The 26,314-nt window shown below is 55.6% G+C and carries 21 protein-coding genes and 3 pseudogenes; 14 read left to right on the top strand and 10 right to left on the bottom strand.

Annotated elements, in window-relative coordinates:
* The first annotated feature begins 70 nt into the window (after positions 1-70).
* From ABRP30_RS15685 to ABRP30_RS15655, 7 genes and pseudogenes are all read left to right on the top strand, one after another.
* Positions 71-970 carry a LysR family transcriptional regulator gene (locus ABRP30_RS15685; RefSeq protein ID WP_349975774.1) on the top strand — a complete coding sequence of 300 codons (900 nt, stop codon included), beginning with the start codon at positions 71-73 and terminating at the stop codon, positions 968-970.
* Positions 971-1,433: 463 nt separating this feature from the next.
* Positions 1,434-2,411, top strand: a pseudogene (locus ABRP30_RS15680) (amino acid ABC transporter substrate-binding protein).
* A gap of 63 nt (positions 2,412-2,474) precedes the next feature.
* Entirely contained in the window at positions 2,475-3,653 is a 1,179-nt protein-coding gene (locus tag ABRP30_RS15675) for an amino acid ABC transporter permease (protein ID WP_349975775.1), read from the top strand.
* Between the two features lie 10 nt (positions 3,654-3,663).
* Positions 3,664-4,761: an amino acid ABC transporter permease gene (locus tag ABRP30_RS15670; protein WP_349975776.1), complete on the top strand. Its 1,098-nt coding sequence runs from the start codon at positions 3,664-3,666 to the stop codon at positions 4,759-4,761.
* Positions 4,762-4,771: 10 nt separating this feature from the next.
* A complete protein-coding gene (locus tag ABRP30_RS15665; RefSeq protein ID WP_349975777.1) occupies positions 4,772-5,536 on the top strand; it encodes an amino acid ABC transporter ATP-binding protein in 765 nt (254 codons plus the stop codon).
* Positions 5,537-6,016: 480 nt separating this feature from the next.
* Positions 6,017-7,297, top strand: coding sequence for a serine--tRNA ligase (serS, locus tag ABRP30_RS15660; protein WP_349975778.1), 1,281 nt, complete (start codon positions 6,017-6,019; stop codon positions 7,295-7,297).
* A gap of 56 nt (positions 7,298-7,353) precedes the next feature.
* Positions 7,354-7,487, top strand: a pseudogene (locus tag ABRP30_RS15655) (glutathione S-transferase); the annotation flags it as partial.
* A 15-nt stretch (positions 7,488-7,502) separates the two neighbouring features.
* Here ABRP30_RS15655 and ABRP30_RS15650 read toward each other — a convergent pair.
* A pseudogene (locus ABRP30_RS15650) lies at positions 7,503-7,819 on the bottom strand (type II toxin-antitoxin system PrlF family antitoxin).
* Positions 7,820-8,066: 247 nt separating this feature from the next.
* Here ABRP30_RS15650 and ABRP30_RS15645 point away from each other — a divergent pair.
* The 5 genes from ABRP30_RS15645 to ABRP30_RS15625 all read left to right on the top strand — a co-directional run bounded on the left by ABRP30_RS15645 (position 8,067) and on the right by ABRP30_RS15625 (position 13,419).
* Positions 8,067-8,885: a helix-turn-helix transcriptional regulator gene (locus tag ABRP30_RS15645; protein ID WP_349975779.1), complete on the top strand. Its 819-nt coding sequence runs from the start codon at positions 8,067-8,069 to the stop codon at positions 8,883-8,885.
* A 353-nt stretch (positions 8,886-9,238) separates the two neighbouring features.
* Positions 9,239-10,546 carry a histidinol dehydrogenase gene (gene hisD, locus ABRP30_RS15640; protein WP_349975780.1) on the top strand — a complete coding sequence of 436 codons (1,308 nt, stop codon included), beginning with the start codon at positions 9,239-9,241 and terminating at the stop codon, positions 10,544-10,546.
* Positions 10,547-10,840: 294 nt separating this feature from the next.
* Positions 10,841-12,253: an amino acid permease gene (locus tag ABRP30_RS15635; protein WP_349975781.1), complete on the top strand. Its 1,413-nt coding sequence runs from the start codon at positions 10,841-10,843 to the stop codon at positions 12,251-12,253.
* A gap of 161 nt (positions 12,254-12,414) precedes the next feature.
* The gene (locus ABRP30_RS15630; RefSeq protein WP_349975782.1) at positions 12,415-12,756 is read left to right on the top strand and encodes a hypothetical protein; all 342 of its coding nucleotides are present in this window, start codon (positions 12,415-12,417) and stop codon (positions 12,754-12,756) included.
* Between the two features lie 342 nt (positions 12,757-13,098).
* Positions 13,099-13,419, top strand: a complete 321-nt coding sequence (locus tag ABRP30_RS15625) for a group II intron maturase-specific domain-containing protein (protein ID WP_372490321.1) — start codon at positions 13,099-13,101, stop codon at positions 13,417-13,419.
* A gap of 48 nt (positions 13,420-13,467) precedes the next feature.
* Here ABRP30_RS15625 and ABRP30_RS15620 read toward each other — a convergent pair whose 3' ends face one another.
* From ABRP30_RS15620 to ABRP30_RS15600, 5 genes are all read right to left on the bottom strand, one after another.
* Positions 13,468-14,712: an aminotransferase class III-fold pyridoxal phosphate-dependent enzyme gene (locus ABRP30_RS15620; protein WP_349975783.1), complete on the bottom strand. Its 1,245-nt coding sequence runs from the start codon at positions 14,710-14,712 to the stop codon at positions 13,468-13,470.
* Positions 14,713-14,790: 78 nt separating this feature from the next.
* A complete protein-coding gene (locus tag ABRP30_RS15615) occupies positions 14,791-15,618 on the bottom strand; it encodes an ABC transporter permease (RefSeq protein WP_349975784.1) in 828 nt (275 codons plus the stop codon).
* Between the two features lie 5 nt (positions 15,619-15,623).
* Positions 15,624-16,883, bottom strand: a complete 1,260-nt coding sequence (locus ABRP30_RS15610) for an ABC transporter permease (protein WP_349975785.1) — start codon at positions 16,881-16,883, stop codon at positions 15,624-15,626.
* A gap of 8 nt (positions 16,884-16,891) precedes the next feature.
* Positions 16,892-17,965 (bottom strand): ABC transporter ATP-binding protein, encoded by a 1,074-nt coding sequence (locus ABRP30_RS15605; protein WP_349975786.1) that lies wholly within the window; start codon positions 17,963-17,965, stop codon positions 16,892-16,894.
* Positions 17,966-18,107: 142 nt separating this feature from the next.
* A complete protein-coding gene (locus ABRP30_RS15600; RefSeq protein WP_349975787.1) occupies positions 18,108-19,160 on the bottom strand; it encodes an ABC transporter substrate-binding protein in 1,053 nt (350 codons plus the stop codon).
* Positions 19,161-19,579: 419 nt separating this feature from the next.
* Between ABRP30_RS15600 and ABRP30_RS15595 the strand changes: the two genes are divergently transcribed.
* Both ABRP30_RS15595 and ABRP30_RS15590 read left to right on the top strand, forming a co-directional pair.
* Positions 19,580-20,116, top strand: coding sequence for a 2,4'-dihydroxyacetophenone dioxygenase family protein (locus ABRP30_RS15595; protein WP_349975788.1), 537 nt, complete (start codon positions 19,580-19,582; stop codon positions 20,114-20,116).
* Positions 20,117-20,226: 110 nt separating this feature from the next.
* Positions 20,227-21,111: a LysR family transcriptional regulator gene (locus tag ABRP30_RS15590; protein ID WP_349975885.1), complete on the top strand. Its 885-nt coding sequence runs from the start codon at positions 20,227-20,229 to the stop codon at positions 21,109-21,111.
* A 288-nt stretch (positions 21,112-21,399) separates the two neighbouring features.
* Here the strand turns inward: ABRP30_RS15590 and ABRP30_RS15585 are convergent, their stop codons facing one another.
* From ABRP30_RS15585 to ABRP30_RS15570, 4 genes are all read right to left on the bottom strand, one after another.
* A complete protein-coding gene (locus ABRP30_RS15585; RefSeq protein WP_349975790.1) occupies positions 21,400-23,001 on the bottom strand; it encodes a GMC family oxidoreductase N-terminal domain-containing protein in 1,602 nt (533 codons plus the stop codon).
* The gene (locus tag ABRP30_RS15580; RefSeq protein ID WP_349975791.1) at positions 22,998-23,834 is read right to left on the bottom strand and encodes a shikimate dehydrogenase; all 837 of its coding nucleotides are present in this window, start codon (positions 23,832-23,834) and stop codon (positions 22,998-23,000) included. Before ABRP30_RS15580 ends, ABRP30_RS15585 begins: the two co-directional genes overlap by 4 nt.
* A 5-nt stretch (positions 23,835-23,839) precedes the next feature.
* The gene (locus tag ABRP30_RS15575; RefSeq protein WP_349975792.1) at positions 23,840-25,273 is read right to left on the bottom strand and encodes an aldehyde dehydrogenase family protein; all 1,434 of its coding nucleotides are present in this window, start codon (positions 25,271-25,273) and stop codon (positions 23,840-23,842) included.
* Positions 25,274-25,549: 276 nt separating this feature from the next.
* Positions 25,550-26,182: a cupin domain-containing protein gene (locus tag ABRP30_RS15570; protein WP_349975793.1), complete on the bottom strand. Its 633-nt coding sequence runs from the start codon at positions 26,180-26,182 to the stop codon at positions 25,550-25,552.
* Positions 26,183-26,314 lie beyond the last annotated feature (132 nt).

Genomic DNA, 26,314 nt, shown 5'->3' with positions numbered 1-26,314 from the left:
AATAATATTTCAATAATACGTAAGCAACACTTAACTATCGATTAGGCGCTGATCTTGACGGAGAAAGAGCATGGATATCAGTAAATTGCGTGCTTTACGCGAGCTCGCGGTACGCAAAACCATGGCTGCTGTAGCTGAAGCGATGCACGTGTCGCCATCCGCCGTTTCGCAACAGATCTCCCTCTTGGAGCAGGAGGTGGGTATCGACCTGGTTGAGCGCCGTGGTCGGGGTGTCGATTTGACTATCGCTGGCAAGAAGCTCGTCGAGCGTGCAAATCGGATTTTTGAGGAGCTCGAATCGGCCAGGGCGGACATGGCCGAGTTGAAAAAGGTTGTGGCGGGAGACTTGCGGATCGCCGCCTTTCCCTCGGTTGCGGCGGCACTCATACCCAAGACCATTCAGACGCTTCATTCCACCCACCCCCGACTCGAAGTGCTTTTCGAGGAAATGGAGCCGGAGGAGGGGATGAACGCGCTGCGCAGTTGGCAGACGGATATCGCGTTGATCGATGACCTCAATGTGCCACCGGGCCTGCTTGACCCCAGCATTGAAATCACGCCACTGATCGAGGATGTGTTCAACGTGATGATGTCACCTGGCCACCGGCTGGCTCGAATGGAAACTGTCACCTGGCAGAATCTTGAGCATGAAGATTGGGTCATGGACACGGCTTCCTCCACTTACACCAGAATGCTCACCGACGCGTGCCAAAAGTCCGGCTATACACCCAACATCATTGCGCGCTGCAAAGGGTTCGAGGTCACACGCGCGCTAGTAAGTGAAGGTTGCGCCATCGCCATACTGCCTGGGCTGCGGGCGCGCACTGATATGCAGGGCATGCGGATCTGCAGGATGGAACCGGAAATCCGTCGAAGTATCTCCATTGCCTATCGCAAGGGTGAGAAGAAGAGTCCGGCCCTGAAAGTTTTTATTGAATGCCTTGAGCGGCATGCTGCTGAGTTCCGCTGAACAGAAACGAAAGTCTGCGAGAATCAGTCGCGTGGTGGCGCGACGCCTCATTGGTAAGCTGCGCTTACGTAATATTGCAAAAATAGTCGCTTTTTCTCTTTGCCTTTAGGCGCTAGGTTCATCTCAGCCGGGGGTAATCCTCGGTTGGGCACGCTCAATTACTGACCCTGACATTCAGTAATTCGGTAGGTCTGACGGTGCTTCATCTTCGCCCCGGCGACGGGGCTTTTTGAACAATAAAAAGAGGGCAGACTATGCCACTTAAAAAATATCTTCTGATGTTATCTCCAGGCCGTTTTGGCCTATCTGTTGTTTTCTGCCTCTGAAAGTCAGTTGAATACCTGCCCGAGCCTTAGTGCTCAGGTGGAATGTCTGTGCTGCAATCCATGAGAGCAATAACATGAAAAAAGAAAACAAGACCTTCAACGTTGGCCTGACAGTCGTAGCACTGACGCTGGGTTCGATGATGTCGATGGGTGCCATGGCAGGCACAACGCTGGATAACGTCAAGAAGAAAGGATTTGTTCAATGCGGTATCAGTGATGGTCTACCGGGTTTTTCCTATGCCGATACCAAAGGCAATTTCCATGGCTTCGATGTCGATGTGTGCCGTGCGGTTGCAGCCGCTATTTTTGGCGACGCTAACAAAGTCAAATACACACAGCTGACCGCCAAGGAACGCTTCACTGCCCTACAGTCGGGTGAAGTCGACTTGCTTTCACGTAGCACCACCTGGACGTCCTCGCGCGATAGTACGATGGGTATCTTGTTCGCGGGCGTTGCGTACTACGATGGCCAAGGCTTCTTGGTAAATAAAAAGCTCGGTGTGAGCAGTGCCAAGGAGCTTGATGGGGCAACGTTCTGCATTCAGGCCGGCACCGTGACCGAGCTCAATCTGGCGGATTACTTCCGCGCCAACGGTATCAAGTTCACACCGATCTCCTTCGACACTTCCGATGAGTCGTTCAAGGCGTTGGAGTCGGGGCGCTGCGATGTGCTGACCGCTGACCAATAGCAGCTCTACGGCCAACGGCTGAAGCTCGGGGCGCCGGACGAATACACTGTACTGCCAGAGATCATTTCGAAAGAGCCGCTCACCACTGCTGTCCGTCGCGGTGATGAGGAGTGGTTCTCGATAGTGCGCTGGACGCAGATCGCAATGCTTAACGCCGAAGAGCTCGGTGTGACTTCAAAGAATGTTACCGAGATGGCGAAGGGCACCAAGAATCCAGATGTGGCGCGCCTGTTGGGTAACGAGGGCAGCCTTGGCAAGGATCTGAGCTTGCCCAATGACTGGGTGGTAAAGATCGTTTCCCAGGTCGGCAACTACGGCGAGTCGTTTGATCGCAACCTGGGAGCAGGCAGCGACATGAAGATCAAGCGTGGCCTGAACGCACTATGGAATCAGGGTGGGATTCAGTACGGCCCACCTGTTCGCTGATTGCGAGTTTGCCCGGCCCACGCTGGGCAAATTGTTCCCTAGTCGTTTTGGTAGAGCACAATCATGCAAAATCTTGCCCCCACGGCGCGCAGGATCTCCCTGAGCGATCCTAGGCTTCGCGCCTTGATTTTCCAGATCGTTACCGTTGTAGCTGTCTGCGCGATCGGTCTATATCTGTTCAACAACACCCAAACCAATCTGCAACACCGAGGGATCACATCCGGCTTCGATTTTCTGGAGCGCAGTGCCGGCTTCGGCATTGCTCAACATCTCATCCCCTATGCCGAGTCCAACACCTATACGCGGGTGTTTGTCATCGGCTTGCTCAACACGCTGCTGGTGACCTTCATCGGTATCGTCCTCGCCACTGTCCTGGGGTTCATCATCGGCGTCGCGCGGCTGTCTCCCAACTGGATGGTGAACAAGCTGGCTTGCGTTTATGTCGAGACCTTTCGCAATATCCCGCCGTTGCTCCAGATACTGTTCTGGTACTTCGCCGTTTTCCTGACCCTTCCCGGGCCACGCGGTAGCATCAATATTCAGGACATGTTCTTCATCAGTAACCGTGGACTGAACATGCCAGGTGCATCGGTTGCCGAGGGCTTCACAGCCTTCGTGATCGCCACGGCGCTGGCGGCCTTTGCGATCATGCTGATGGTGCGCCATGCCAACAAGCGGTTCGATGAAATTGGGCAGCCGTTTCACAAGTTCTGGGTTGGTCTGGCGATCGTGGTGGTTATCCCAGGTGCGTCTGTACTTGCATTTGGCAGCCCGCTGCATTGGGAGGTGCCGCAGCTCAGCGGTTTCAATTTTGTCGGTGGCTGGGTACTGATCCCCGAGCTGCTCGCTTTGACGCTGGCCCTCACCCTCTATACAGCGGCATTCATTGCCGAGATCGTTCGCTCGGGGATCCGTTCGGTCAGTCATGGACAGAGCGAAGCCGCTAGGTCGCTCGGCTTGAAGGAAGGCCAAGCCCTACGAAAGGTGATCATCCCGCAGGCGCTGCGCGTCATCATTCCGCCGCTTACCAGCCAGTACCTGAACCTCGCCAAGAACTCCTCACTCGCTGCCGGTATCGGTTATCCCGAGATGGTCTCGCTGTTTGCTGGCACCGTGCTCAATCAGACCGGTCAGGCCATCGAAGTGATTGCCATCACCATGAGCGTGTATCTGGCCATCAGCATCTCCATCTCACTGCTGATGAATTTCTATAACAAGCGCATCGCGCTGGTCGAACGGTGAGGTGCCCAGGATGAATGCTTTTGTTTTCAAACCCGACATGCCGCCTCCCGTGAAGACGGTTGGTGTCATCGCCTGGGTGCGCGCCAACCTGTTTTCCAGCTGGCTAAACTCCCTGCTGACCCTGCTTGCCCTCTATCTGGTCTGGCTCATTGTTCCGCCAATACTGCAGTGGGCGTTCATTGATGCGAACTGGTTGGGGACAACACGCGCAGACTGCACAAAGTCCGGTGCGTGTTGGGTGTTCATTCAGCAGCGTTTCGATCAGTTCATGTATGGCTACTATCCCGAGGCCGAACGTTGGCGGGTGAACTTCACGGTGGCTTCGGCAATAGTGGGTGCCGCGCCGCTGTTCATCCGGCGTTTCTCCCGCAAGGCTTTGTATGGCGTTGGCTTCCTGGTCACCTACCCGCTACTGGCCTTCACCCTGCTGCACGGCGGCTACTTCGGCCTGCCGGCGGTTTCGACCAGCCAATGGGGTGGGCTGCTGCTGACCCTGGTGATTGCCACGGTGGGCATCGCGGGAGCGCTGCCGCTGGGCATCCTGCTCGCACTGGGGCGCCGCTCGAACATGCCTGCAGTCAAGGTCGTGTGCGTGACCTTCATCGAGTTTTGGCGTGGCGTGCCGCTGATCACCGTATTGTTCATGAGCTCTGTGATGTTGCCGCTGTTCCTGCCCGAGGGCATGAGCTTCGACAAGCTGCTGCGCGCCATGATCGGTGTGGTGCTGTTCCAGTCTGCCTACGTTGCTGAGGTTGTGCGCGGCGGGCTTCAGGCCATCCCGAAGGGGCAGTACGAAGCCGCAGCGGCTATGGGACTGGGCTATTGGCGTTCAATGGCGCTGGTGATCCTTCCCCAAGCGCTGAAGCTGGTGATTCCCGGCATCGTCAACACGTTCATCGCATTGTTCAAAGACACCAGTCTCGTGGTGATCATCGGATTGTTCGACCTACTCAACAGTGTGAAGCAGGCCGCCTCAGACCCAGCATGGTTAGGTATGGCCACCGAGGGCTATGTCTTTGCCGCCCTGGTGTTCTGGATATTCTGTTTTGGCATGTCCCATTACTCCCGCAGTCTGGAGCGCAAGCTCGACACTGGCCACAAGCGTTAGGAGCATTTTCATGAGCCAAGCTATCAAGTCGTCCGGGGTGTCTGAGCCTATCATCCAGATCCGCGACATGAACAAGTGGTACGGGCAGTTCCATGTCTTGAAGAACATCAACCTGAACGTCCAGCAGGGCGAGAGGATTGTGTTGTGTGGGCCTTCGGGCTCAGGTAAATCGACCACCATTCGGTGCCTCAATCGCCTTGAGGAGCATCAGCAGGGGCAGATCGTGGTTGACGGGGTGGAGCTGACCAATGATCTCAAACAGATCGAGGCGATCCGTCGTGAGGTAGGCATGGTGTTTCAGCATTTCAACCTGTTCCCGCATTTGACGATCTTGGAAAACTGCACCCTGGCGCCCATGTGGGTGCGCAAGATGCCTCGGCGGCAGGCTGAGGAAATCGCCATGCACTATCTAGAGCGTGTCCGCATCCCCGACCAGGCACTCAAGTACCCTGGGCAGCTTTCAGGTGGGCAGCAGCAACGGGTGGCGATCGCACGCGCGTTATGCATGAAGCCCAAGATCATGCTGTTCGATGAGCCGACCTCGGCGCTCGATCCGGAGATGGTCAAGGAGGTGCTCGACACCATGGTAGGCCTGGCAGAGGACGGAATGACCATGCTTTGTGTGACCCACGAGATGGGGTTCGCCAGGACTGTCGCCAATCGAGTGATCTTCATGGACAAAGGCGAAATCGTCGAGCAGGCGACGCCAGACGCGTTCTTCGACAACCCGCAGAACGTGCGTACACGTACGTTCCTGAGTCAAATTATTCACTAGGGGCCGGTTATGGCGTAGACAAGTTGATGCTAGAACGCGTGATTAAAGACTTGCCTACAAGGTCGGGCAAGTCTTTGGTTTGGTCACCTTCGGTCACTGTGTTCTGCGTTTTGGCATTCTGGGTCGCCAGAAAGCCTTTTTTATTTTGTTATGATGTAAAGAGGTGGAAATATGGCGCATTACTATGTTAGCAAAGTACCCAAGGCAACTGGCGACTACGAAGTCCATGCCAGTATGTGCATCGCCCTGCCGTGTTCAGAAGAGCGTTTGGCGCTTGGCTATCATGAGAATAGCCGCGAGGCTGTCGAGTACGCGACCTTGAACTTTCGACAGGCGATACCCTGTAAGAAGTGCTGTTAAGTTTGATGTTCGCGCCAGGTGCCAGGATTTTCAGACCCAGTAAGTGCAAGGCAGTGGTTGATGATCGAATTTATTGGTTTTTACCAACCCTGCCTGAAGTCTTTCAAGTGAGGTAAGTCTATGCTCGACCCCAAACAGATACGTGCCCAGCTTCAGGGCATCGCTGATCGTCTGGCCACCCGTGGCTTGTGCCTCGATACCTCGCGTATTGAGGTGCTGGAAGAGCGTCGCAAAGTCGTACAGACCCGCACCGAGCAATTGCAAGCCGAGCGTAACGCTCGCTCCAAATCGATTGGGCAGGCCAAAGCTAAAGGGGAAGATGTGGCTCCTCTGATGGCGGACGTTGATCGCATGGCGGCGGAGTTGGATGCAGGTAAGGCTGAGCTGGACAGCATCCAGGCTGAGCTGGACAGCATCTTCTTGACCATTCCCAACCTGCCGGATGCAAGTGTGCCGGTGGGTGCTGGTGAGGAAGAAAACGTCGAGGTACGTCGATGGGGCACTCCTCGACAATTCGACTTCCAGATCAAAGACCATGTCGCGCTGGGTGAACTCAGCGGGGGGCTGGACTTCGAAACCGCTGCGAAGCTGTCCGGTGCTCGTTTCTCAGTGCTGCGGGGACCGATAGCGCGCCTGCATCGAGCGTTGGCGCAGTTCATGATCAATCTGCACACCGCTAACCATGGTTACGAGGAAACGTACATCCCTTACATGGTGCAAGCTCCCGCCATGCAGGCTACGGGTCAACTCCCCAAGTTTGAGGAAGACCTCTTCAAGATCACGAGAGAAGGGGAGGCTGATTTCTATCTCATCCCGACATCCGAGGTGCCGCTGACCAACCTCGCCGCAGGCCAGATCCTGGAGGCGAAGGAGCTGCCCAGGAAATTCGTGGCTCATGGGCCGTGCTTTCGCAGTGAGGCTGGTGCATCAGGTCGCGACACGCGCGGGATGATTCGCCAGCACCAGTTTGACAAGGTCGAGATGGTTCAGATCGTGGAACCATTGAAGTCCATGGAGGCACTGGAGGAGATGACTGCCTGTGCTGAGCGTGTGCTGCAGGCGCTTGAGCTACCCTATCGCGTCCTGATGCTCTGCACGGGCGATATAGGTTTCAGTGCGGTGAAAACCTACGACTTGGAGGTATGGGTGCCCAGTCAGGACAAATATCGCGAGATCAGCTCGTGCTCGAACTGCGGGGATTTCCAGGCGCGTCGCATGCAAGCCCGGTGGCGCAACCCTGAGACCGGCAAGCCGGAGCTGGTGCATACGCTGAACGGTTCAGGTCTCGCGGTCGGTCGTACCCTGGTAGCGGTCTTGGAAAACTATCAGCAGGCAGATGGCTCCGTTCGGGTGCCGGAAGTTCTCAAGCCGTACATGGGTGGCGTTGAGATCATCAACTGAGTACCGACGCGGGCCTGATGTTTCCGTCTCTCGCTGACGCAGGGAGTGCCCACTAAGGTGATTTCGCGTTGTCCGAGTCATCGGCGATCACTGGGTATCTGGAGGAGCTATTCCCGCACACGCCGATTTACCCAGAGCACTCACTGCAAGGTTCCAGGGCGCGGCAAGTTCAGGGTGGCTACGTAGCGACAGCCATGTCGCAGCATCAGATAGCGACCTTACCGTCGATATCTTCGTCCAGGTTTACGGAGTAATTTGCGTTGGCGAGCATGGTTTGCGCCAAATCTTCCGGCAGTGTGGTGAGGTTGCGTCCGCTTCGGATATCAGCCTCCAGCAAACCTAGGAACGCACCGATAGCAGGGTCTTCATGGATGGCTTCTACGCGGCTGACCACGATGTCACCCCGCGCACGTCGAATGCGATCTTGCCGCCTGTATCAAGGCCCAAAAGCTGGCGAACGGATTTGGGCAGCGTGACTTGACCCTTCGAGGTCAATGCGGCGATTTCGTGGATGGCAGGCATGAGCATTCTCCCGGATGTGTTGAATGAGTGGTAAGGAATAATCCTTGCAGGGTCAATCTCGGCTCTACGATGATTTACACCACTTCCCGGAACCCAGGAGTGCGCCCTTTGCATCATCCCCGATCAGGAGGGGGCATTAGTGCGTCGCGTATATATGCTGTAGATTCTCAATCTGACGCACTAAGCGATACACACCTCTCGCCAACCCGCTGCTCACCGGCGGGTAGCCACTCCTGAGACAATCGCCATGGACTCATCGAATAACCTCGCTGAAAATCTCCACACGCTATGTGAGCAGGGAGGGTCGGTCTCTGAATTTTGCAGGAAGGTCGGCATCAACCGGCAACAGTTCAACAAGTACCTGGCAGGGAGTCACGTCCCTTCCAAGGGGAATCTCAGGACGATTGCCAATCATTTTGGCCTGTCCACCGAGGTCTTGTTTTCCGCGCCTGCTGACTTCAGAACGATCATTGACGGTAGCCATTTCCATCTTTTTCGCAGCTTGATCCAGGCGCCGAAAATGGTCAGTTTCATCAACGAGGTGACTAGCGCCGCCAGCCCCCCCCCAAGCAGTATCGTGGGCGTGTACGAGCGATACCATTACTCATCGATTTACACGGGGCAAATCGTTCGCTCGATCTTCTGCATCTATGAGCACGAGGGAAGCCTCATGCATTATTACGTAGAGAGGTTCCCCAGCGCTGATGGTACGGGGAAGATGGATTACCATTTCAAATACCATGGTTTGTGCTTCCCTGTGGCAGGTCGAATCTTCGCCATCGATTTCGAAACGATCCAGCGCAATGAGCTCACCTTCAGCAACCTGGCCTCCGTGAGCCGCAACTCCAACAAATTCATCTTCGGCGTGATAAGTGGCGTTGCGGCGACGATGATGCGGCAACCGGTTGCGGCGAAGGTCGCGATGGCCTATGTCGGCAAAGGCCTGATCCGCAAGTCACACATCAGAAGGGCGACAGTGCTGTCCCCGTCCGACCCTTCCATTCCTCGCGAAGTGATCACTTACCTCGATACGGACAATTCATTGATCGATTCTGCCCGGATCTAGCTCCGCATCCGCCACGCCTGTGTACGGCTCCAGTTAACTGGCTTTGGTCCAGTCAGCGTTCACTGTGCGTCATATTGCGTCATATTTCGTGCTCTTGAGAAATTGTGACGCAGTAGGCCAGGCCGTAATTTTATCGGTAGGCAGATCATGACCTCTGGTTGTGATGCTTCACGGCACTGTCTGTTGAGCCGGTTTCCATGCCCGTACCAGCGAGCGATATGTCACCGGCTCTCTTTGGTTTGGTCAACCAAAGCGATGCGATAAGGCGTTTGTCTCAAGAAATTTAAAGCGTAACCAAGCGTCGCCATCAGGTTCGACGCAAGGGTTCTGCTACCTACAAGAAAGGTGAAGTGATGGCTGAGTGGATCAAAAAGGCGAAACCTACGGAACAGCAAGTAGCCGCCAATGACAAGGTAAAGTCGGACGTCTCCCGCATTCTCCTGGATATTGAGAAGCGCGGTGATGCCGCTGTTCGCGAGCTGTCGATGCAGTTCGATGGCTGGGATCGTACTGATTACCGACTGAGCCCAGCGGAGATTCAGGAGTGCATGAACAAACTGACTGATCGAGAGCGCGACGATATTCTCTTTGCTCAAGCTCAAGTACGTCGCTTTGCTGATGCTCAACGCGCCTCGATGCTTGATTGCGAAATTGAGACAATTCCCGGTGTGGTTCTGGGCCACAAGCACATTCCGGTCAGCGCTGCCGGCTGCTACGTACCTGGCGGCAAGTATCCTCTGCTGGCCTCCGCTCACATGTCGATCGTCACCGCAAAGTCGGCTGGCGTTCGCAACATCACGACTGCTGCTCCTCCCTTCCAAGGTAAGCCGGCGCCATACATCGTGGCTGCCCAATATCTGGCAGGTGCAGACTCGATCTACTGCCTTGGCGGCATCCAGGCTGTAGGCGCAATGGCTATCGGCACTCAAAACATTGACCCGGTGGATATCATCGTGGGCCCAGGCAACGCCTACGTGGCTGAGGCCAAGCGTCAATTGTTCGGTCGTGTGGGCATCGACCTGTTCGCCGGCCCGACTGAAACGTTGCTGATTACTGATGACAGCGTTGACGGTGAGCTATGTGCGACCGACCTGCTGGGCCAAGCGGAACACGGCAAAGATTCTCCTGCCGTCATGCTGACGACATCCCGCGAACTGGCCGAGGACACCCTGAAGGAAATCGCACGCCTTTTGGAGCTGCTGCCGACCTCTGCCATTGCCTCGGAGGCATGGGAGAACTTCGGTGAAATCATCCTCTGTGAGTCCTATGAGGAAATGGTCAAGTTTTCGGACGAGTATGCTTCTGAACACGTCCAGATCATGACCCGTGATGACGACTATTTCGTCAAGAACCTGGAAAACTATGGTGCTCTGTTCGTAGGCGCCCGCACCAATGTTTCATATGGCGACAAGGTAATTGGTACTAACCATACCCTGCCAACCAATAAAGCAGCTCGTTACACTGGCGGCCTGTGGGTCGGCAAGTACATCAAGACCTGCACTTATCAGCGTGTACTTACCGACGAAGCTTCGGCGCTTATTGGTGAGTACTGCTCCCGCCTGTGCCTGATGGAAGGGTTCGTTGGCCATGCTGAGCAAGCCAACATTCGCGTCCGCCGGTACGGCAAGAAAGACGTACCGTTTGGCGCGCCTGCGCTGTAACGGAAAGTGAGCGAAGGGGGGCGAAGCGAATACTTCGGCCCCTTTATGTATAGGGAAGGCCAATTCATTGGCACACAAAACAGACCTTGCATCTGATCGATAACTTACTAAGGGAACGCTCGGCCAAACTTGCCGGGTTCGGTTCAAGGAAGGCTAAACATCCTCTGGCACTGATTCGCCTGGTTGATGTGCATGGATAGATGGTTGGAATCCATGCCTAGTAGTTATGAGTTAACGCCCCTCAGCTGCGCGGTCTGAAACTATAAAAATAATCCCAATATTGAGGTGAAACGGATGGACGGTGTATCTAATGGCACTCAAGCCGCCGGGCAACTTGGTCACGGGCTGAAGTCTCGACAAGTTGCCATGATATCCATCGCGGGCGTGATTGGCGCTGGACTTTTCGTAGGCTCATCAAACGCGATCGCAATTGCGGGCCCTGCGGTAATTGTGTCTTACCTTCTTGCAGCGACGCTCGTTGTCCTGGTGATGCAAATGCTCGGTGAGATGGCAACTGCCAGACCGGACACAGGTTCATTTTCGTCCTATGCCGATCAAGGGCTGGGCCGCTGGGCCGGCTTTTCCATCGGCTGGCTCTACTGGTGGTTCTACGTCCTGGTCATCGCGATTGAAGCAATCGTAGCAGGGGAAATCCTGGCCGGATGGCTCGGGATCTCACCTTGGATCGCCGCCTTTGCAATTACGTTCGCGCTAGTGGCTAGCAACTGCTTGAGCGTAGGTAATTATGGTGAAATCGAATACTGGCTGGCCTTGGTCAAGGTCATTGCGATCATGTCATTCATTGGCTTGGGCGTGCTTGCAATCTTTGGCATGCTGCCAGGCTCCGCCACCAGCGGTATTCATAACCTTTACTCCAATGGTGGGTTCGCCCCTCAAGGGTACGTTGCGATCGTGGCAGCGCTGCTAACGGCAATGTTCAGCTTCATGGGCAGTGAAGTCGTCACCATTGCGGCGGCGGAGTCCGAGAATCCAAAGAAAAACATCAAGCGAGCCATCCGCTCGGTTGTCTGGAGATTGGCGCTGTTCTACCTGGGCTCCATCACGGTTGTCGTATGCCTTGTGCCATGGAACGGCCCTGATCTGGCAAAAGGTTCGTACCAGGCAGTGCTGGCGGCGATGAACATACCGGCGGCTTCGCAGATCATGAGCGTCGTGGTGCTCGTTGCGGTGGTCAGTTGTCTGAATTCCGCAATCTATACCGCCTCACGTATGTGCTACTCGTTGGCCCGGCGCGGTGATGCCCCGCAATCCGTTGCTGTCACCAGCCCCAAAGGTGTTCCATTTACTGCGATTGGACTGACAACCGTTGCGGCCTGCCTCGCCCTTGCTGCCAACTACGCTCTGCCCAAGCAAGTGTTCACTTTCCTGCTCGCTACGAGCGGCGCTATTGCCTTGATCATGTACCTGGTAATCGCGCTTACTCAGCTGGTGATGAGGAAAAAGTTGATCGCTGCGGGCGAAAAACTTGAGGTGAAGATGTGGCTGTTCCCCTACCTCACAATCTTTACCATCATTTTGATCCTGGCGATTTTCGGCGTCATGGCGGCCTTCCCAGGGCAGCGTTCTGAGTTGATCGCGACATTTGGACTCACTGCAATAGTTGTAGCCATTGGTGTTTGGCTGCAGATCAAGCAGCCTCAGCTGTCTCAAACTAGATCTCGAAACCTCTCCACCACTGCCCTTTGAGGGTGATGAACAAGCCCGCGCTAGTGCGCGGGCTTGTTTTGTGTGCGCCAGCCATAGTGCGTGCGCATTGCCACTTTTCAGCTTGGCTGTGGTGGCTTCACCGGTAACTTGGAGGTTAGAGTTCTCTAGTAATTGATAAGGGATCGCGGGGTGACGATGGCATGGCGGACGCCGATTTAGCGAACCACGTGAATCAGTATTGGCCAATCCTCAAGTCCCGGCTGCGTGCCTGTGACTACCATTCCCAGGCCGTGCGTTCGATTGAAATTCCCAAACCACGGGTTGGTACCCGGCAGCCTGATATTCCCTGTGTCGTGGATTACCTGATCCAGCAAGCCTTGCTGCAGCAACTCACGCCACTTCTACCCACTGTTTTCAAACTACACCTGGAGTTCTCTCCCGAGCAAAGCGCCCATCAAGCCGTCAAGATAGCCCGTGCCCATGGGGCATCCGGGTACCGGTGGTGTGTGGAAATCGATGTGGAGAGTTTTTTGGTCGGGTAAACCACGACATACTGATGGCCTGTGTTGAACGCCGTATCGAAGACAAGCGTGTGCTTAGACTGCCCAGTCGTGACCTTTAAGCCGGGCCATGTAGTGTGGCGTCGCCAGCCCACGGCAGGGTGGGCGCGGCAAGATGGGCGGCTATCGCCGTTGCTGTCTAACGTCCTGCTCGATGAATTTGACTGCGAGCTAGAGGGCCGGGGCCATCTCTTCGTACACTATGCGGATGACGCGAACAGCTATGTGTGCAGTCCTCGGTCTGGCCGAACAGGCGCTGGCCAGTCTCGAGCGCTTCCTGAGACAACGCTTGAGAAGTCGGCGGTTAACCGAAAGAAGAGTTGAGTGGCAAGGGCCCTTGAAGTGCAACCACCTGGGTTACGGAATGGGCTGGCATCAGCAGCCGAGGGCGCGGATGGCGACGATGAGTCTGGGTCGCCTGCGCGAACGGCTCACGGAGTTGCTGAGCAGAGCTCGGGGCCACAAGAGGAAAATACCATCGGGCGAATAGACCCTGTGCCACGAGGTTGGGCGGGCAACTTCAAGTTCAGTCAGATCACGCGGCCGCTTGAGGAACTGGATGGTTGGATCAGGCACAAACTGCGTTGCGCGATCTGGCGCCAATGGAAGCAGCCGTCTATTAGGGCGCGCACTCACTGCGGCTGAGATCACAGTGAGTGGCCCAAGAGCAGAGCTCTCAGGCCTTCAGCAGTATTACTTCGCGTAGTCGCCGGCCAGCTTGGCTGCGGCATACTTGAACGATGCCTTCATCTCCTCGATCACTTCCGGGGAGTGCTCAAAGGAAATGTACAGACGGCCATAGGGCGATGGCATGATCAAAAGGCCAGCTTCACGAAGCGCAAGGTGTAACGACTTGGTGAAACTTGGATTGGCCAGCTTCGCTGCTTGTTCGTAGGTTCGGGGGTCTTCGTCACCCAGCCAGATGGCGAATACATTTCCATAGCCGCTGGTGGTGATGGTGATGCCCGCGCCGTTGAAAATCTCAACGATCGACTCACGCAGCTCGTTGCCACGAGCGGTGAGCTCTTCGTAATTTGCTGCGTCGAGCTTAGCCAGGGTGCTGGTAACAGCAGCGCAAGCCATGGGGTTGCCGCTGAAGGTACCGCCACGTGCGGCACGGCCAGCCTCAACCACCGTCATCACTTCTGGTTTGCCAACTACAGCGGAAACCGGGATGCCGTTGCCGATTGCTTTGCCAACCGAAGCCAGATCCGGGTCGAGACCTTCCAGGTGAGAGGCGAGACCGGCGTGGCGACGGAAGCCCATCAGGACTTCATCACTGATGACCAACGCGCCGTATTTGCGAGCTACGTTCTGGACATGCAGCAGGTAGCCTGGCTCGGCCATGATGCAGCCAGCGTTTGCCAGCATGGGCTCCAGTATGACCGCTGCGATGTCACTGTCCTCCTGGAAGAGGCGCTCAACGTCATCGAAGTCATTGAAGCGAAGCAAGGTGGTGCGTGGGGTGCTGGGACGCTCACCGTCTTTGAAAGCTGCTTCGTGCGTGGACACGTTGCCGAACGCAACGTCGTCGAGCCAGCCGTCGAAGCCAGCCGCCATCTTGGCGATCTTGCCTTTGCCTGTGTAGGCGCGGGCAATGCGGCATGCCAGGTGTACCGCTTCGCTACCCGAGTTGTTGAAGACAACCTTGGTCAGGTTCCCGGTATGGGCAGCGAGCGCTGAGGCTGCGCCGTGTTCGCGGATGTGAGCCCAGGAAGGCGATGCAGACCCGGCGAGCGCTTGAGCTACCTCGTTATTGATGTCATCTACAGCGTGACCCACGAGTACGGCGCCGAAACCGAGTGCGGTATCAATGTATTTACGACCTTTGTCGTCCCAAAGATACGCACCCTTTCCGTGGGAGATGAACAGGGCTTCACCGTTGAGATCAGGCAAAATACGGGCAGCACTGGAAACATCACCGACCAGATTAAACATAACAAACTCCATATCTAATATTTGAGCGGTTCGCTCAATAAACTAATTCGGAATGAAAGTGGTCTTTGGTTGTTCTTGTTATTCGACCTCGGTTTTAAGCCGCAGCTTTTCACTCCGACGGCGCAATTTCTCGATGGTGAGAAGCATGAGCACCGATAGCACAACCATGATGGTCGCTACTGCAGCAATACTGGGGCTGATGTTTTCGCGAATGCCGGAGAACATCTGGATGGGAAGCGTTTTTTGAGTTGGGCTTGCCAGGAATAAGGTAACTACCACCTCATCGAAGGATGTCGCGAACGCAAACAAGGCGCCCGAGATAACACCAGGAGCAATCAAGGGTAGTACCACTTTAAAGAAAACAGTCAGCGGTGGAGCGCCGAGGCTGGCGGCAGCACGGCTGAGGTTGACATTAAAGCCTTCCAGCGTTGCACAGACGGTGATGACTACGAACGGCACACCCAGCATCGCATGAGCCAGGATCAGGCCGACATAGCTATTCAGCAGCTGAAGCTTTGCAAAATAGAAGTAGAAACCAACTGCAACGATGATTGTCGGCACGATCATTGGCGAAATGATGAACGCCATGATGATGCGCTTGAACGGGAAGTTGCCTCTGGAGAGGCCCACCGCTGCGAGCGTGCCGAAGACCATCGACAGGATCGTGGCGAATGGCGCAATGATGAAGCTGTTCTTGAAGGCCAGCATCCAGTCTTGGGACGACAGGAGTTCCTGATACCAGCGCAGCGAGAACCCATCCATTGGGTATGTCAGGAACGACGTGGAGTTGAAGGACAGCGGGATGATTACCAGGATCGGTATCACCAGAAATCCTAGAATCGCCCAGCACAGCACGACCAGCCCGAGGTGGACGATTTTCTCTAACGGAGTTGCATAGAGGTTCATAGGGGTCACCGTGCCTTGCTGGCCGAAGAGTCAAGCAGCTTGGTGTAAACGAAGTAGAGGATCAGCGTGGCAAGCAGGAGCAGTGCGCCCAACGCCGAGGCCATTCCCCAGTTCACGGTTTTGTTGGTGTAGAACGCGACGAAGTAACTGACCATTTGATCCGCAGCGCCGCCAACCAAGGCTGGGGTCACGTAGTAACCGATGGCCATGATGAAGGTCAGGATGCCGCCGGCGGCGAGGCCTGCGAAAGTTTGGGGTATGTACACCCTCACAAACGCAACAAACGGATGGGCGCCCAGCGAGACGGCTGCGCGGACATAGCTCGGAGAGATACTTTTCATCACGCTATACAGCGGAAGGATCATGAATGGCAGCAATACGTGCGTCATTGCGATAACCACACCGATCCGATTGAACACCAGTTGCAACGGAGCGTCCGTGATGCCCAATGCCATAAGCGAGCGGTTGATCAGTCCATCGGACTGAAGGAGCACGATCCAGGATGCGGTGCGGACGATCAGCGACGTCCAGAATGGCAGTAACACCATGATCATCAGCAGGTTGCTGCGGTGGTCTGGGAGCGTGGACAACCAGTAGGCGACAGGGAAGCCCAGGACGATGCAGAGAGCCGTGACGATCCCACCGATCTGGAATGTCCGGACGAAGATGTCTAGATAAATTGCCTGGTTCGGGCTGGCTTTGACGATCTCGCCGGTTTGGGCGTCCACGCGACGATCCATCGCAGCGAGCAGGTAGTAGCTCGTTACTGCAGATGAGGCCTGCTTGATGCTTTTCCAGGTCGAAACTTCACCCCATCCCGCATCGATCTCCCGCAGCGCTTGCTGCTTGGATGCCACTTCAGTTTCTGGCAACTGACGCATGGTCTTATTGAGGAGCGAACGCAGCGTGGCATTTTCGTAGCTCAGGCGTTTCACAAGTGCCCCTGCCGAACCCGACTCCGTTGCTGAGCGGAGGTCTTCCACGATGGCCGCGTAGACTGGTTCAGGTGGCAGCTCGGCGCCATTCCAGCTAGCCAGCAAAGTCGATGTCTGAGGGAGTGCGGTGTGCACTTCCGGGTTGTCGACGCTGCGGCTCAACATGGTGCCAATAGGAAAGGCAAAGCAGGTCAGTACGAACAGGAACAATGGTGCGATCAGAGCCAGGGACTTCGCCTTATACAGGCGTTCGGCGCGGCGCAAACCAGCTTTCAGGCTGGTGCCGCGACCTTGTTCAGTGGGATTAGGTATTACGAGGGAGTCAGTCATGGCGCACCTCACAGAGCCGGATCAAGGGCGCGGGCGTGCTCAATGTCCCAATCGAGCGTCACCAGGCTGCCGGATGTCCAGGCCGGGTTCATCTGCGAGATCGGCAGCTTGACCATGAAGTCCTTATTGCCCGCTGCCTCGGTGATCATGCGGACGTGATCGCCCAAGTAGATGTACTCGCGAATTTTGGCCGGAATCTGTCCGCCGCTATCGGCTACCTTGATCCGCTCCGGGCGAATGCACATCGAAACTTTGTCACCTACTTGGTTGAGGTCGACCAGCTGTGCGTGGGCTTTGGTTCCATCCGCGAGCTGGATCTCGCCGATCGCTCCTTCGACCTTGGTGATGACGCCTGGGATGGCATTGTTTTCACCAATGAATCGCGCCACGAACGATTTGTTCGGTGCTTCGTAGATCGTGGCAGGGCTATCGATCTGCTGGATCATGCCGTCGTTAAACACGGCAACCCGATCCGACATTGTCAGCGCTTCGCTCTGGTCGTGTGTCACGTACACCACAGTCAAACCCAGCTCTTTGTGCAGGTGTTTGATTTCCAGTTGCATGTGCTCACGAAGCTGCTTGTCCAGTGCCCCCAAAGGCTCGTCCATCAGAACAAGCTTGGGCTGGAAAACGAGTGCGCGTGCGAGTGCCACACGTTGCTGCTGGCCACCTGACATTTGCGCAGGGTAACGCTTAGCGAGGTCTTGGAGCTTCACCATCTCCAGCGCCCGTTTAACCTTCTGGGCAGCATCGATGCGATTGATCTTGCGAACCGACAGTGGAAAGGCCAGGTTCTGCTCAACGGTCATGTGAGGGAACAGGGCATAGTTCTGGAAAACCATGCCGATGTTGCGTTTGTGGGGCGGTTGGGTATGGAGGGGCTGGTTCTTGAGCAGGATCTCGCCCTGGGTTGGCCGCTCAAACCCTGCGAGCATCATCAGGCTCGTTGTTTTTCCGGAGCCGGACGGGCCCAGAAGTGTGACAAATTCGCCTTCGGCAATATCAAGGTTTAGATCTTTTACGACGAGTTTTTCACCGTCATAAGTTTTTTGTATTTTTTTAAAAGATACTAAGCAGGTCACGATGAACCTCTACTCAATGTAGGAGCGAATACGTTGCCGCAGACCAGCACTCCGCCATCGAGCAAAGTGCATGAATCACAGCCCATTATTACTATTGGTTAAGCCTGAACTTGCGCCCCTTGATGGGGCGCAGCCCTAATTATTATTTCTGGGCAATCCATGCATTGAAGCGTTCGGTCAGGGGTTCGATATTGTCGACCCAGAAATCCACGTCCAGCGGGAGGGATTGTGCTTGGTTCTCTGGGGTGGTTGGCAGGTCAGCTCGAAGCTCCGCTGGGACAAGCTCGTTCGCTTTCTTGTTGGTAGTACCGTAGGCAATGAACTTCGGCAGCTTGGCCTGGTTTTCTGGCTTGCTGTTGTAGGCAATGAAGTCCATGGCCGCCGCTTTGTTCTCCGAGCCTTTCAACACAGTCCAGGAGTCAATGGCAGCAACACTACCGTTCCAGACAAATTTGAAGTTCTTGCCCTCGTTGCGGTTGAAGCCAGTGATGCGACCGTTGTAGGCCGAACTCATGACGACGTCGCCAGCCGACAGCATTTGCAGTGGCTGTGCGCCGGCTTCCCACCAAACGATGCTGGACTTGATGCTGTCGAGCTTTTTGAAGGCACGGTCTACGCCTTCGGGTGTACGCAGAACGTCGTAGACCTCATTGGACTTCACCCCGTCAGCGAGGAGCGCGAATTCGAGCGCGTATTTCGGCCCTTTACGCAGACCACGCTTGCCTGGGAATTGCTGGGTGTTGAAGAAGTCCGCCCACGAAGTGGGAGCGCTTTTCAGCTTGTCACCGTCATAGGCAAGGCCCGTGTTCCACACGATGTTGCCTACACCGCATGGACTTACGGCCTCATTGATGAAGTCTTTCTTGTCGCCAACCTTGGCCCAGTCGATCTTCTCGTAGAGTCCGCTTGCGCAGCCCAGTGCCAGATCCTCTGCTTCGACTTCGACCACATCCCAGTTCGGAGCGCCGGCTTTCACCTTGGCTTCCAGCACCCCGACGCCCCCGTCCCAGCTCTGATCCAGAACAGGTTTGCCGATCTGTTGGCTGTAGGGTTTAAAGAAAATTTCGCGCTGAGCATCTTGGAAATTACCACCCCAAGACACGATCGTGAGGTCGCGAGCGAATGCCGGAGCGACGATTGAAAGGGAGGCGCCTGTCAGAATGACTGCAAGGACGTTACGGCATGAGTTATGCATTTTTATACCTCAGTGACGCAGCAGGGTGGTTTGTGGTAGAAATTATTACCACTAGACCTATGGGCTGGCAAGAGATTTCGCAGCACCCTGTTTCTAGCAAATCCTCGCTTTTCGATGCATTTCGACACAAGATCAACCTTGTAATGCTCTGTTACATAGGAATATGACAGTTCTTATGAGGTTTTTTTCTTGCGCCCCGTTACGGTTGCCGCTGTTTCCCCTCTACCCAGAATGTGGCCATGTGTGGTGCGTTTGCACCAAGTAAGCCCGCGAGGGTGCTCAGGCCCTCACTCTGCTTTGACTCCCAGGCACAGCTGATGTGAACAGATGGGGTCTTATCGGCACAGCATCATTTAGATACTTTCTCTAGCATTGGTTTACGCCGCTGGTTATGGCGTTGACCTTGACCGGAGAAAAAAATGACTAGCCTGAATAAACCCGACCAGCTTCCAATTCCTTACCAACTTCCTCAAGTGCCGTTCATGTCCCCTGACCTGGTGCATTTGGGCGTCATGACCGACTGGCTTGCAGACGACAATCTGTGGGTGCCGGTTACCGACAGCGTGTCATTCAAGCCTCTGCTGCTGAGCGTGAGCGGCGGCTACTACGTCAACTTGCTGCGAGTGCGCCGCTCGGGCGTCCTGTCTCGCCATCGTCACACGGGGGGCGTACACGCTCTGGTTCTCAAGGGCCGCTGGTACTACCTGGAGCATGACTGGATCGCCGAGGAAGGTTCCTTCGCCTTTGAGCCACCGGGAGAGACGCACACTCTGTTCGTACCGGAAGGGGTCGATGAAATGATCACCTGGTTCCATGTTCAGGGTGGTTATACCTACGTTGACCCGCAGGGTAATGCGGTCGGGTATGAGGACGTCTTCACCAAGCTTGAATCGGCCCGTGCCCATTACAAGGCGATCGGGCTTCCGGATGACTACATCGAAAAGTTCATCCGCTAATTAACAGGGCGCCCGATGGGCGCCTTGTTTTTTTGGAAGATACGCTGCGCTAGCATGTGGACTACTCACCTTGCAGAGGTCGCCCAGTGGACAAAGAAAATTACTCGCAGATGTTGGCGTTCCTCTGGGCGCATGAGCACGGCAGCTTCTCATCTGCGGCCAGGGCCCATGGCCTATCCCCTTCAGCCATCAGCAAGCTCGTGACTCGGCTGGAGAATCGACTATCCGTGCGATTGTTTCAGCGCGGAACCAGGAGCCTGACCCTGACCGAAGAGGGGGCGATCTATCTGAGCAGTGCCCGCTCTGTGATGGATGCGATGGCCGAGGCCGATTCGCTAGCGGAGTTCTTTCCGGCAAAAATCAGTGGAACATTGCGTATCCACACGATGGCAACCTTTGCGAAGCACCAGATCCTTCCGTGGCTCCCGGACTTCCTAGAGGCACATCCCGACCTTTCAGTCGAGATTGAAGTAGGCGCCCAGTACGTCGATCAGTTTGAAAAAGGTTTAGATATCGCTATCCACAGTGGCGTGCTGCCTGACTCGTCGCGCGTGGCGCGGCGAATCGGGGAGTCGAGTTGGATTACCTGTGCAACGCCTGAGTACCTGTCTAGGAGAGGCACTCCAGAGGTTCCTGAAGACCTGCTCAAACACGACTGCTTTCATTTCACCTTTAGCAGCCCTTGGAACGTATGGAGCTACGAGGTGGATGGCAAATCGATAGTGGTGCCGGTCAAGCCCCGATCGACCTTCACCCAGGGTGATTTGCTACGTTCGGTGGCATTGAGTGGCGGAGGGATCATACGTCTTGCAGACTTCCATATCGGCGGCGACATCAAGGCTGGACGTCTAGTGCCCGTGCTGGATGACTTCCGATCACACGTCGTGCAGCCTATCTATCTCATTTACGCCAATCGCAACAACTTAAGTCCGCGCATTAGGGTCTTTGTGGAGTATCTAGAGCGACAGATTGGCTTACGTCCTTGGAAGGTCTAGGTACCTTCATCCAATTCTCAATCCTCAAGGGCCAGAACGTCCATATCGAGTCTTGATATGCACCCCTCGGCTGTCGCTAATGGCGACTTGCTGTTCATGATCATGAACATGATCTGGCGATCCAGTCGCGACAACTTCTTCGCACAACGCTTAGCTGTTGATCTCACAGCCGCATCCGTTTTATGAATGCGCGCAGCCAGTCCTATGCACAACGTTGCATGAACAATATCCATTATCCACCTCATCTACAGCAGGCACGGTTAGGTGCCTGCTGAGCTTTTGCGATGTTTAGTTGATCAATTTGGCGTCTTCGATGATCAGGTCTGCAGCACGCTCGGCGACAGCCATAACAGCACCTTGGATGTTCCCCGAGATCATGGTGGGCATTACCGAAGCATCGACCACCCGAAGCCCTGACAGGCCGTGAATCCGCAGCCGGGAATCCACTACAGCCTCTTCGTCCTCACCCATCCGGCAAGTACCCAGCGGGTGATAGATGGTTTGGCCGTTGCGACGAGCGAAGTCGAGCCACTGCTCATCGGTCTGCACGTTCACACCGGGGCTAGTTTCCTCTTCAAGGAAAGGCTGCATTGCCGGCTGCATCACGATCCGTCGGGCAATTTTCATACCCTCGATCAAGCTGACCTGGTCTTCGCGTTCGCCGAGCATGTTCGGGCGGATCGCTGGCATTGCGTAGCTATCACCCGATTCGATGTGAATCGAACCTTTGGATTTCGGGCGCAGTTGGCTGACGCCGATGGTCATGCCTGGATGCTTGTCGAGGATGCGATTTGCTGCGTTGGCGTAGCTTGCATGGACGAAGAAATACTGGATGTCCGGCGTCGTTAGGGATGGATTGGTCTTCACGAAGCCATGCACCAAACCGGTACCCAAAGTCAGGATCCCAGTCTTCTTAGCGAAATACTCCGACACCGCCATGCCCAGACGCCAGCCGCGAGCCATCTCGTTCAACGTGACTGTGTTCCGCATCCGCCAGTTCATGCGGGTTGCGAAGTGATCAATGTAGTTTTCACCAACGCCGTTCAACTCATGCTTGAGTCGAACGCCAGCGTTATCCAGCACGTCGGCACGACCAATGCCCGAGAGCTCCAGAATCTGGGGCGATTGGATGGAGCCCGCGCAGAGAATCACTTCCACTTTTGCGGTTACCGTCACTTCACGCCCATGCTGCTTGTAGGTGACCCCGGTGCAGCGCTTTCCTTCCAGATTGAGCTTCAGAACATGAGCACCTGTCTCGATGCTGAGGTTGCTGCGGCCACGTGCGGGCTTCAGGTAGCCGTCTACGACGCTCCAGCGTTTTCCAGCGTGCTGGGCGACCTGGTAGTAACCAAACCCGGATTGCTCATCACCGTTGTAGTCAGGGTTCAGCGCATGGCCATCCTGCTGCGCGGCTTCGATGAAGGCGTTCGAAAGCGGGTAGCGCTCTGTGACTTGGTGAATCCGCATCGGCCCTTCGTGCCCACGGGTTGCGTCGCCCTGGGCATAGTTTTCCATATTGCGGAAGTAGGGCTTGAGGGTCTCAAAGTTCCAGTCCTTCGCACCGGTTTCGGCCCAAGCGTCGTAATCACCTGGCTGGCCCCGGACGTAGATCATGCCATTGATGAGAGTAGATCCACCGAGACCTTTACCGCGTGGAACGGCGATCTCTCGTTGGTACGTACCCGCTTCAGGTTTGGTTTTAAAGTTCCAGTTGAAGCGCTTGTCGACCATCAGTTTGGTAAAGCCTGCTGGAATGGGAATCCACCAGCCATTGGGCTCACCACCGGCTTCAAGAACAAGAACGCGATGCTTACCTGAGGCACTCAGGCGGTTTGCGAGAATGCAACCAGCAGTACCGCCGCCGACGATCACGTAGTCATAGCTGCTCATTTTTGAACTCGGTTTTGTCTTTGTGAGTGGATATCTACACCCATGGCCATGGCCATGTATTCGATCTGGCACTTCAGCATTGGGCGACCCAGATGCACCTTGCAGCCCAGTGTGGCGGCATAGGTCAGCAATGGGGTGTACTCAGGCTGCATGATGATCTCTGCGACAACTTGGTCGGCTGTCAGGCTTTCTACGTCCAGCGGATAGGGGTCAGTTTCATTGAGCCCCATCGAGGTCGCATTGATGACAAGCTCGTGACCGGAGGCGTCTGGTGAGCCAGCCTCAAAGTCGATTTTTGGGAAGATCTCTCGCAGTCGCATAACCAGAAGCTCAGCCTTGGAGCGCGTACGATTTGCAACGGTGAGCTTTCTGACCCCAGCCTCGGCCAGCGAGAAAGCGATTGCGTTGGCGGCGCCGCCGGCACCTGCCAGATAGGCAGTCTTTCCTGTAGGTTCAAAGCCTGCGTTACGCAATCCGGCCACAAAACCAACGCCATCAAGCATGTCGCCGTGCAGGCCGTCTTTCGTGCGCCGAACGACGTTGGCGGCACCTACCATCTTGGCCGCAGGGGACAAGGTATCGCACAGGTCGATAATCGAACTCTTGTGAGGTACGGTGACAATGAACCCATCCAGGCTTTCAATGCCCCGCAGGCCAGACACGACGCTGGCCAGGTTTTCAGGTTTGACGTGAAATGGAACCATGATCTGATCCAAGCCGAGCTCGGTCATCAGGTTGTTCATTTCTTCAGGTGTTTTGACGTGATGAATAGGGTCAGCAAGGATCGCGAAGACGCGAGTCCTGCCGCTGACCGGGCGCAAAATATTGGTCATTTCAATCACGCCTGAGTGTAGGTGGTCTTGATAGAGGTATAGAACTCACGCGCATAGGCGCCTTGCTCCCTGGAGCCGTAACTGGAGCCTTTGCGACCACCAAATGGAGCGTGATAGTCCACACCTGCCGTTGGCACATTGACCATGACCATGCCTGCAGTGGAACGCTGTTTGAAGTCCGACGCGTACTTGAGCGACGTTGTGCAGATGCCAGACGACAGACCAAACTCTGTCTCATTTGCGACGTGCAATGCTTCCTCGTAGTCCTTCACGCGAACCACGCTTGCGACCGGGCCAAACACTTCTTCCTGGTTGATGCGCATGTGATTCTGGGTTTCAGTGATCAGTGCGGGAGTCAGGTAGAAGCCATTGGTTGCGCGCTGGACGAGCTCTCCACCGAAGGCAATGTGGCCTCCCTCGCGCTTGGCAATATCGATGTACTCCAGGTCTTGCTTCAGCTGGGCTGCCGATACCACTGGGCCGATGTCAGTGCCTTTTTGGAGTGCATGATCCACTTTCAAGCCAGCGAGGCGTTCTTTGACGGCAGCGACGAATTTGTCGTGGATACCTTCTTGAACAATGAAGCGGCTGGAGGCGGTACAGCGTTGGCCTGTAGAGAAGAATGCCCCCTGCACTGCGACCTCGACAGCTTGGGCGAGATCGGCATCGTCCAACACCACCAATGGGTTTTTACCGCCCATCTCAAGTTGCACCTTCGCGCCTCGCGTTACGCACTCGATGCCTACTGAGCGGCCAGTCGAGGACGAGCCTGTAAAGGTCAGGGCCTTGACCTTCTGATGCTTGGCAAATACATCGCCAACTTGAGAGCCAGGGCCCATTACCAAGTTGAAGACACCTGGCGGCAGTGCGCCGGCACGGGCGATGATTTCCGAAAGTGCCCATCCGCTGCCGGGGACGAGATCGGCAGGCTTGAACACAACCGCGTTGCCATAGGCCAGGGCTGGAGCAATCTTCCAGGCAGGGATCGCGATGGGGAAGTTCCATGGCGTGATGATCGCGACGACACCTTCCGGTTCGCGGCGCACATCAGTCTCTACACCAGGGCGGATGCTGGGTAGGCGCTCACCGGAAAGGCGGAGCGCTTCTCCTGCGAAGAATTTGAAGACGCGACCAGCGCGTGTCGCTTCACCGATTCCTTCTGGGAGTGTTTTACCTTCTTCTCTGGAGAGCAGTTCACCGAGCTCTTCTTTGCGCGCGAGGATCTCGGTGCCAATGCGGTCGAGTGCGTCACTGCGCTGCTCAGCCGTCATTCCGGCCCAGACTGGTTGGGCGTCTGCTGCAGCTTCTACGGCAAGCTTTGCCTGAGCAGCGTCGGCGCGAGCGTACTCGCCCACCAGGTCATCCGTATCCGAAGGGTTGATGTTGCGGTTAATACTGGCGCCTTCAATCCATTGGCCAGCAATATAGTTTTTATTCATGCAAACTCCCGGTGGCAATTCAAAATTGACGACCCGGAACGCCCGTCGCGAACGAAGTGTTTCGATTTGATATTGACGAGAATTCTGTGGCAGAGGCCGTGGCTAGAACATACCGGAAGCCTATGTCAGTAAATAGAGACATAGCCTTGCCTGCAGGGCATACCAGCTATGAATGCCAGTCAAAGCTGGTTGGCAAAGTGTTTGCCGAAGATGCTTGGCTATGTAAATGTAAAAAGGCGCCTATTTAGGCGCCCTTTAATATAATCAAGTTGTCAATTAGAAGGTTGGTGGTGAAACAGCGCTCACAACCACGCATTCCTCATCAAAGGGGTTATGCATTTTATGCGGAATCCGGCTGTCGAAGTAATAGGCATCACCTTCCTCAAGTATGCGGGTTTCCTCACCTAGAGTGATGACTAGCCGACCTTTGATGACCACTCCACCTTCTTCGGCTTCATGGGAATAGCACTCATCGCCGGAGTCTGCTCCCGGCGCCCAGCGTTCGTGAAGGATCATCATAGAGCGATTGGTTAGGTTCGCCCCCACCTGGCGGTAGGACAACATCTTCCCATCAGCAATCTCAGTCAGTTCGTCTGCTTTATAAAACACAGCGGCGTCAACGTTGGTGGCATCCGAGAAAAAGCCACTCAGGGTTACCTCAAGGGGTTTGAGCAGACGGTGCAGCACGCTGACGGATGGGCTGGAGAGATCACGCTCGATTTGCATGATGGCAGGATGACTCACGCCGCTTAGCGCGGCCAGGCGACGAAGGGTAAGTTCTTTCTGCTCGCGGAGGGCGCGCAGGCGCTGGCCAACAGTTTGCTGAAGCTCTGGAGTGGGGGGCTTCACCGGATCCTGGTGGGGATTAGACGTGTCAGTCGTCTCCGTCAGATTAGCCAAACCAGTCACACTGCATCCTCCAGAACAGCCAGGCAGCAGCGCCCGGCAAGCATTTGTATACACATGCAGAGGATGCTATCACAGCGATGGGAGCGAGAGCAGTCGTCCGATGGCTGACGCCGGGAGAGGGCGAGCGGAGGT

Source organism: Pseudomonas sp. WHRI 8519 (assembly GCF_040224055.2).
GTDB lineage: Bacteria > Pseudomonadota > Gammaproteobacteria > Pseudomonadales > Pseudomonadaceae > Aquipseudomonas > Aquipseudomonas putida_X.
Note: the sequence above shows the minus strand (reverse complement) of the source record. Positions and strands in the feature narration are given on the sequence as shown.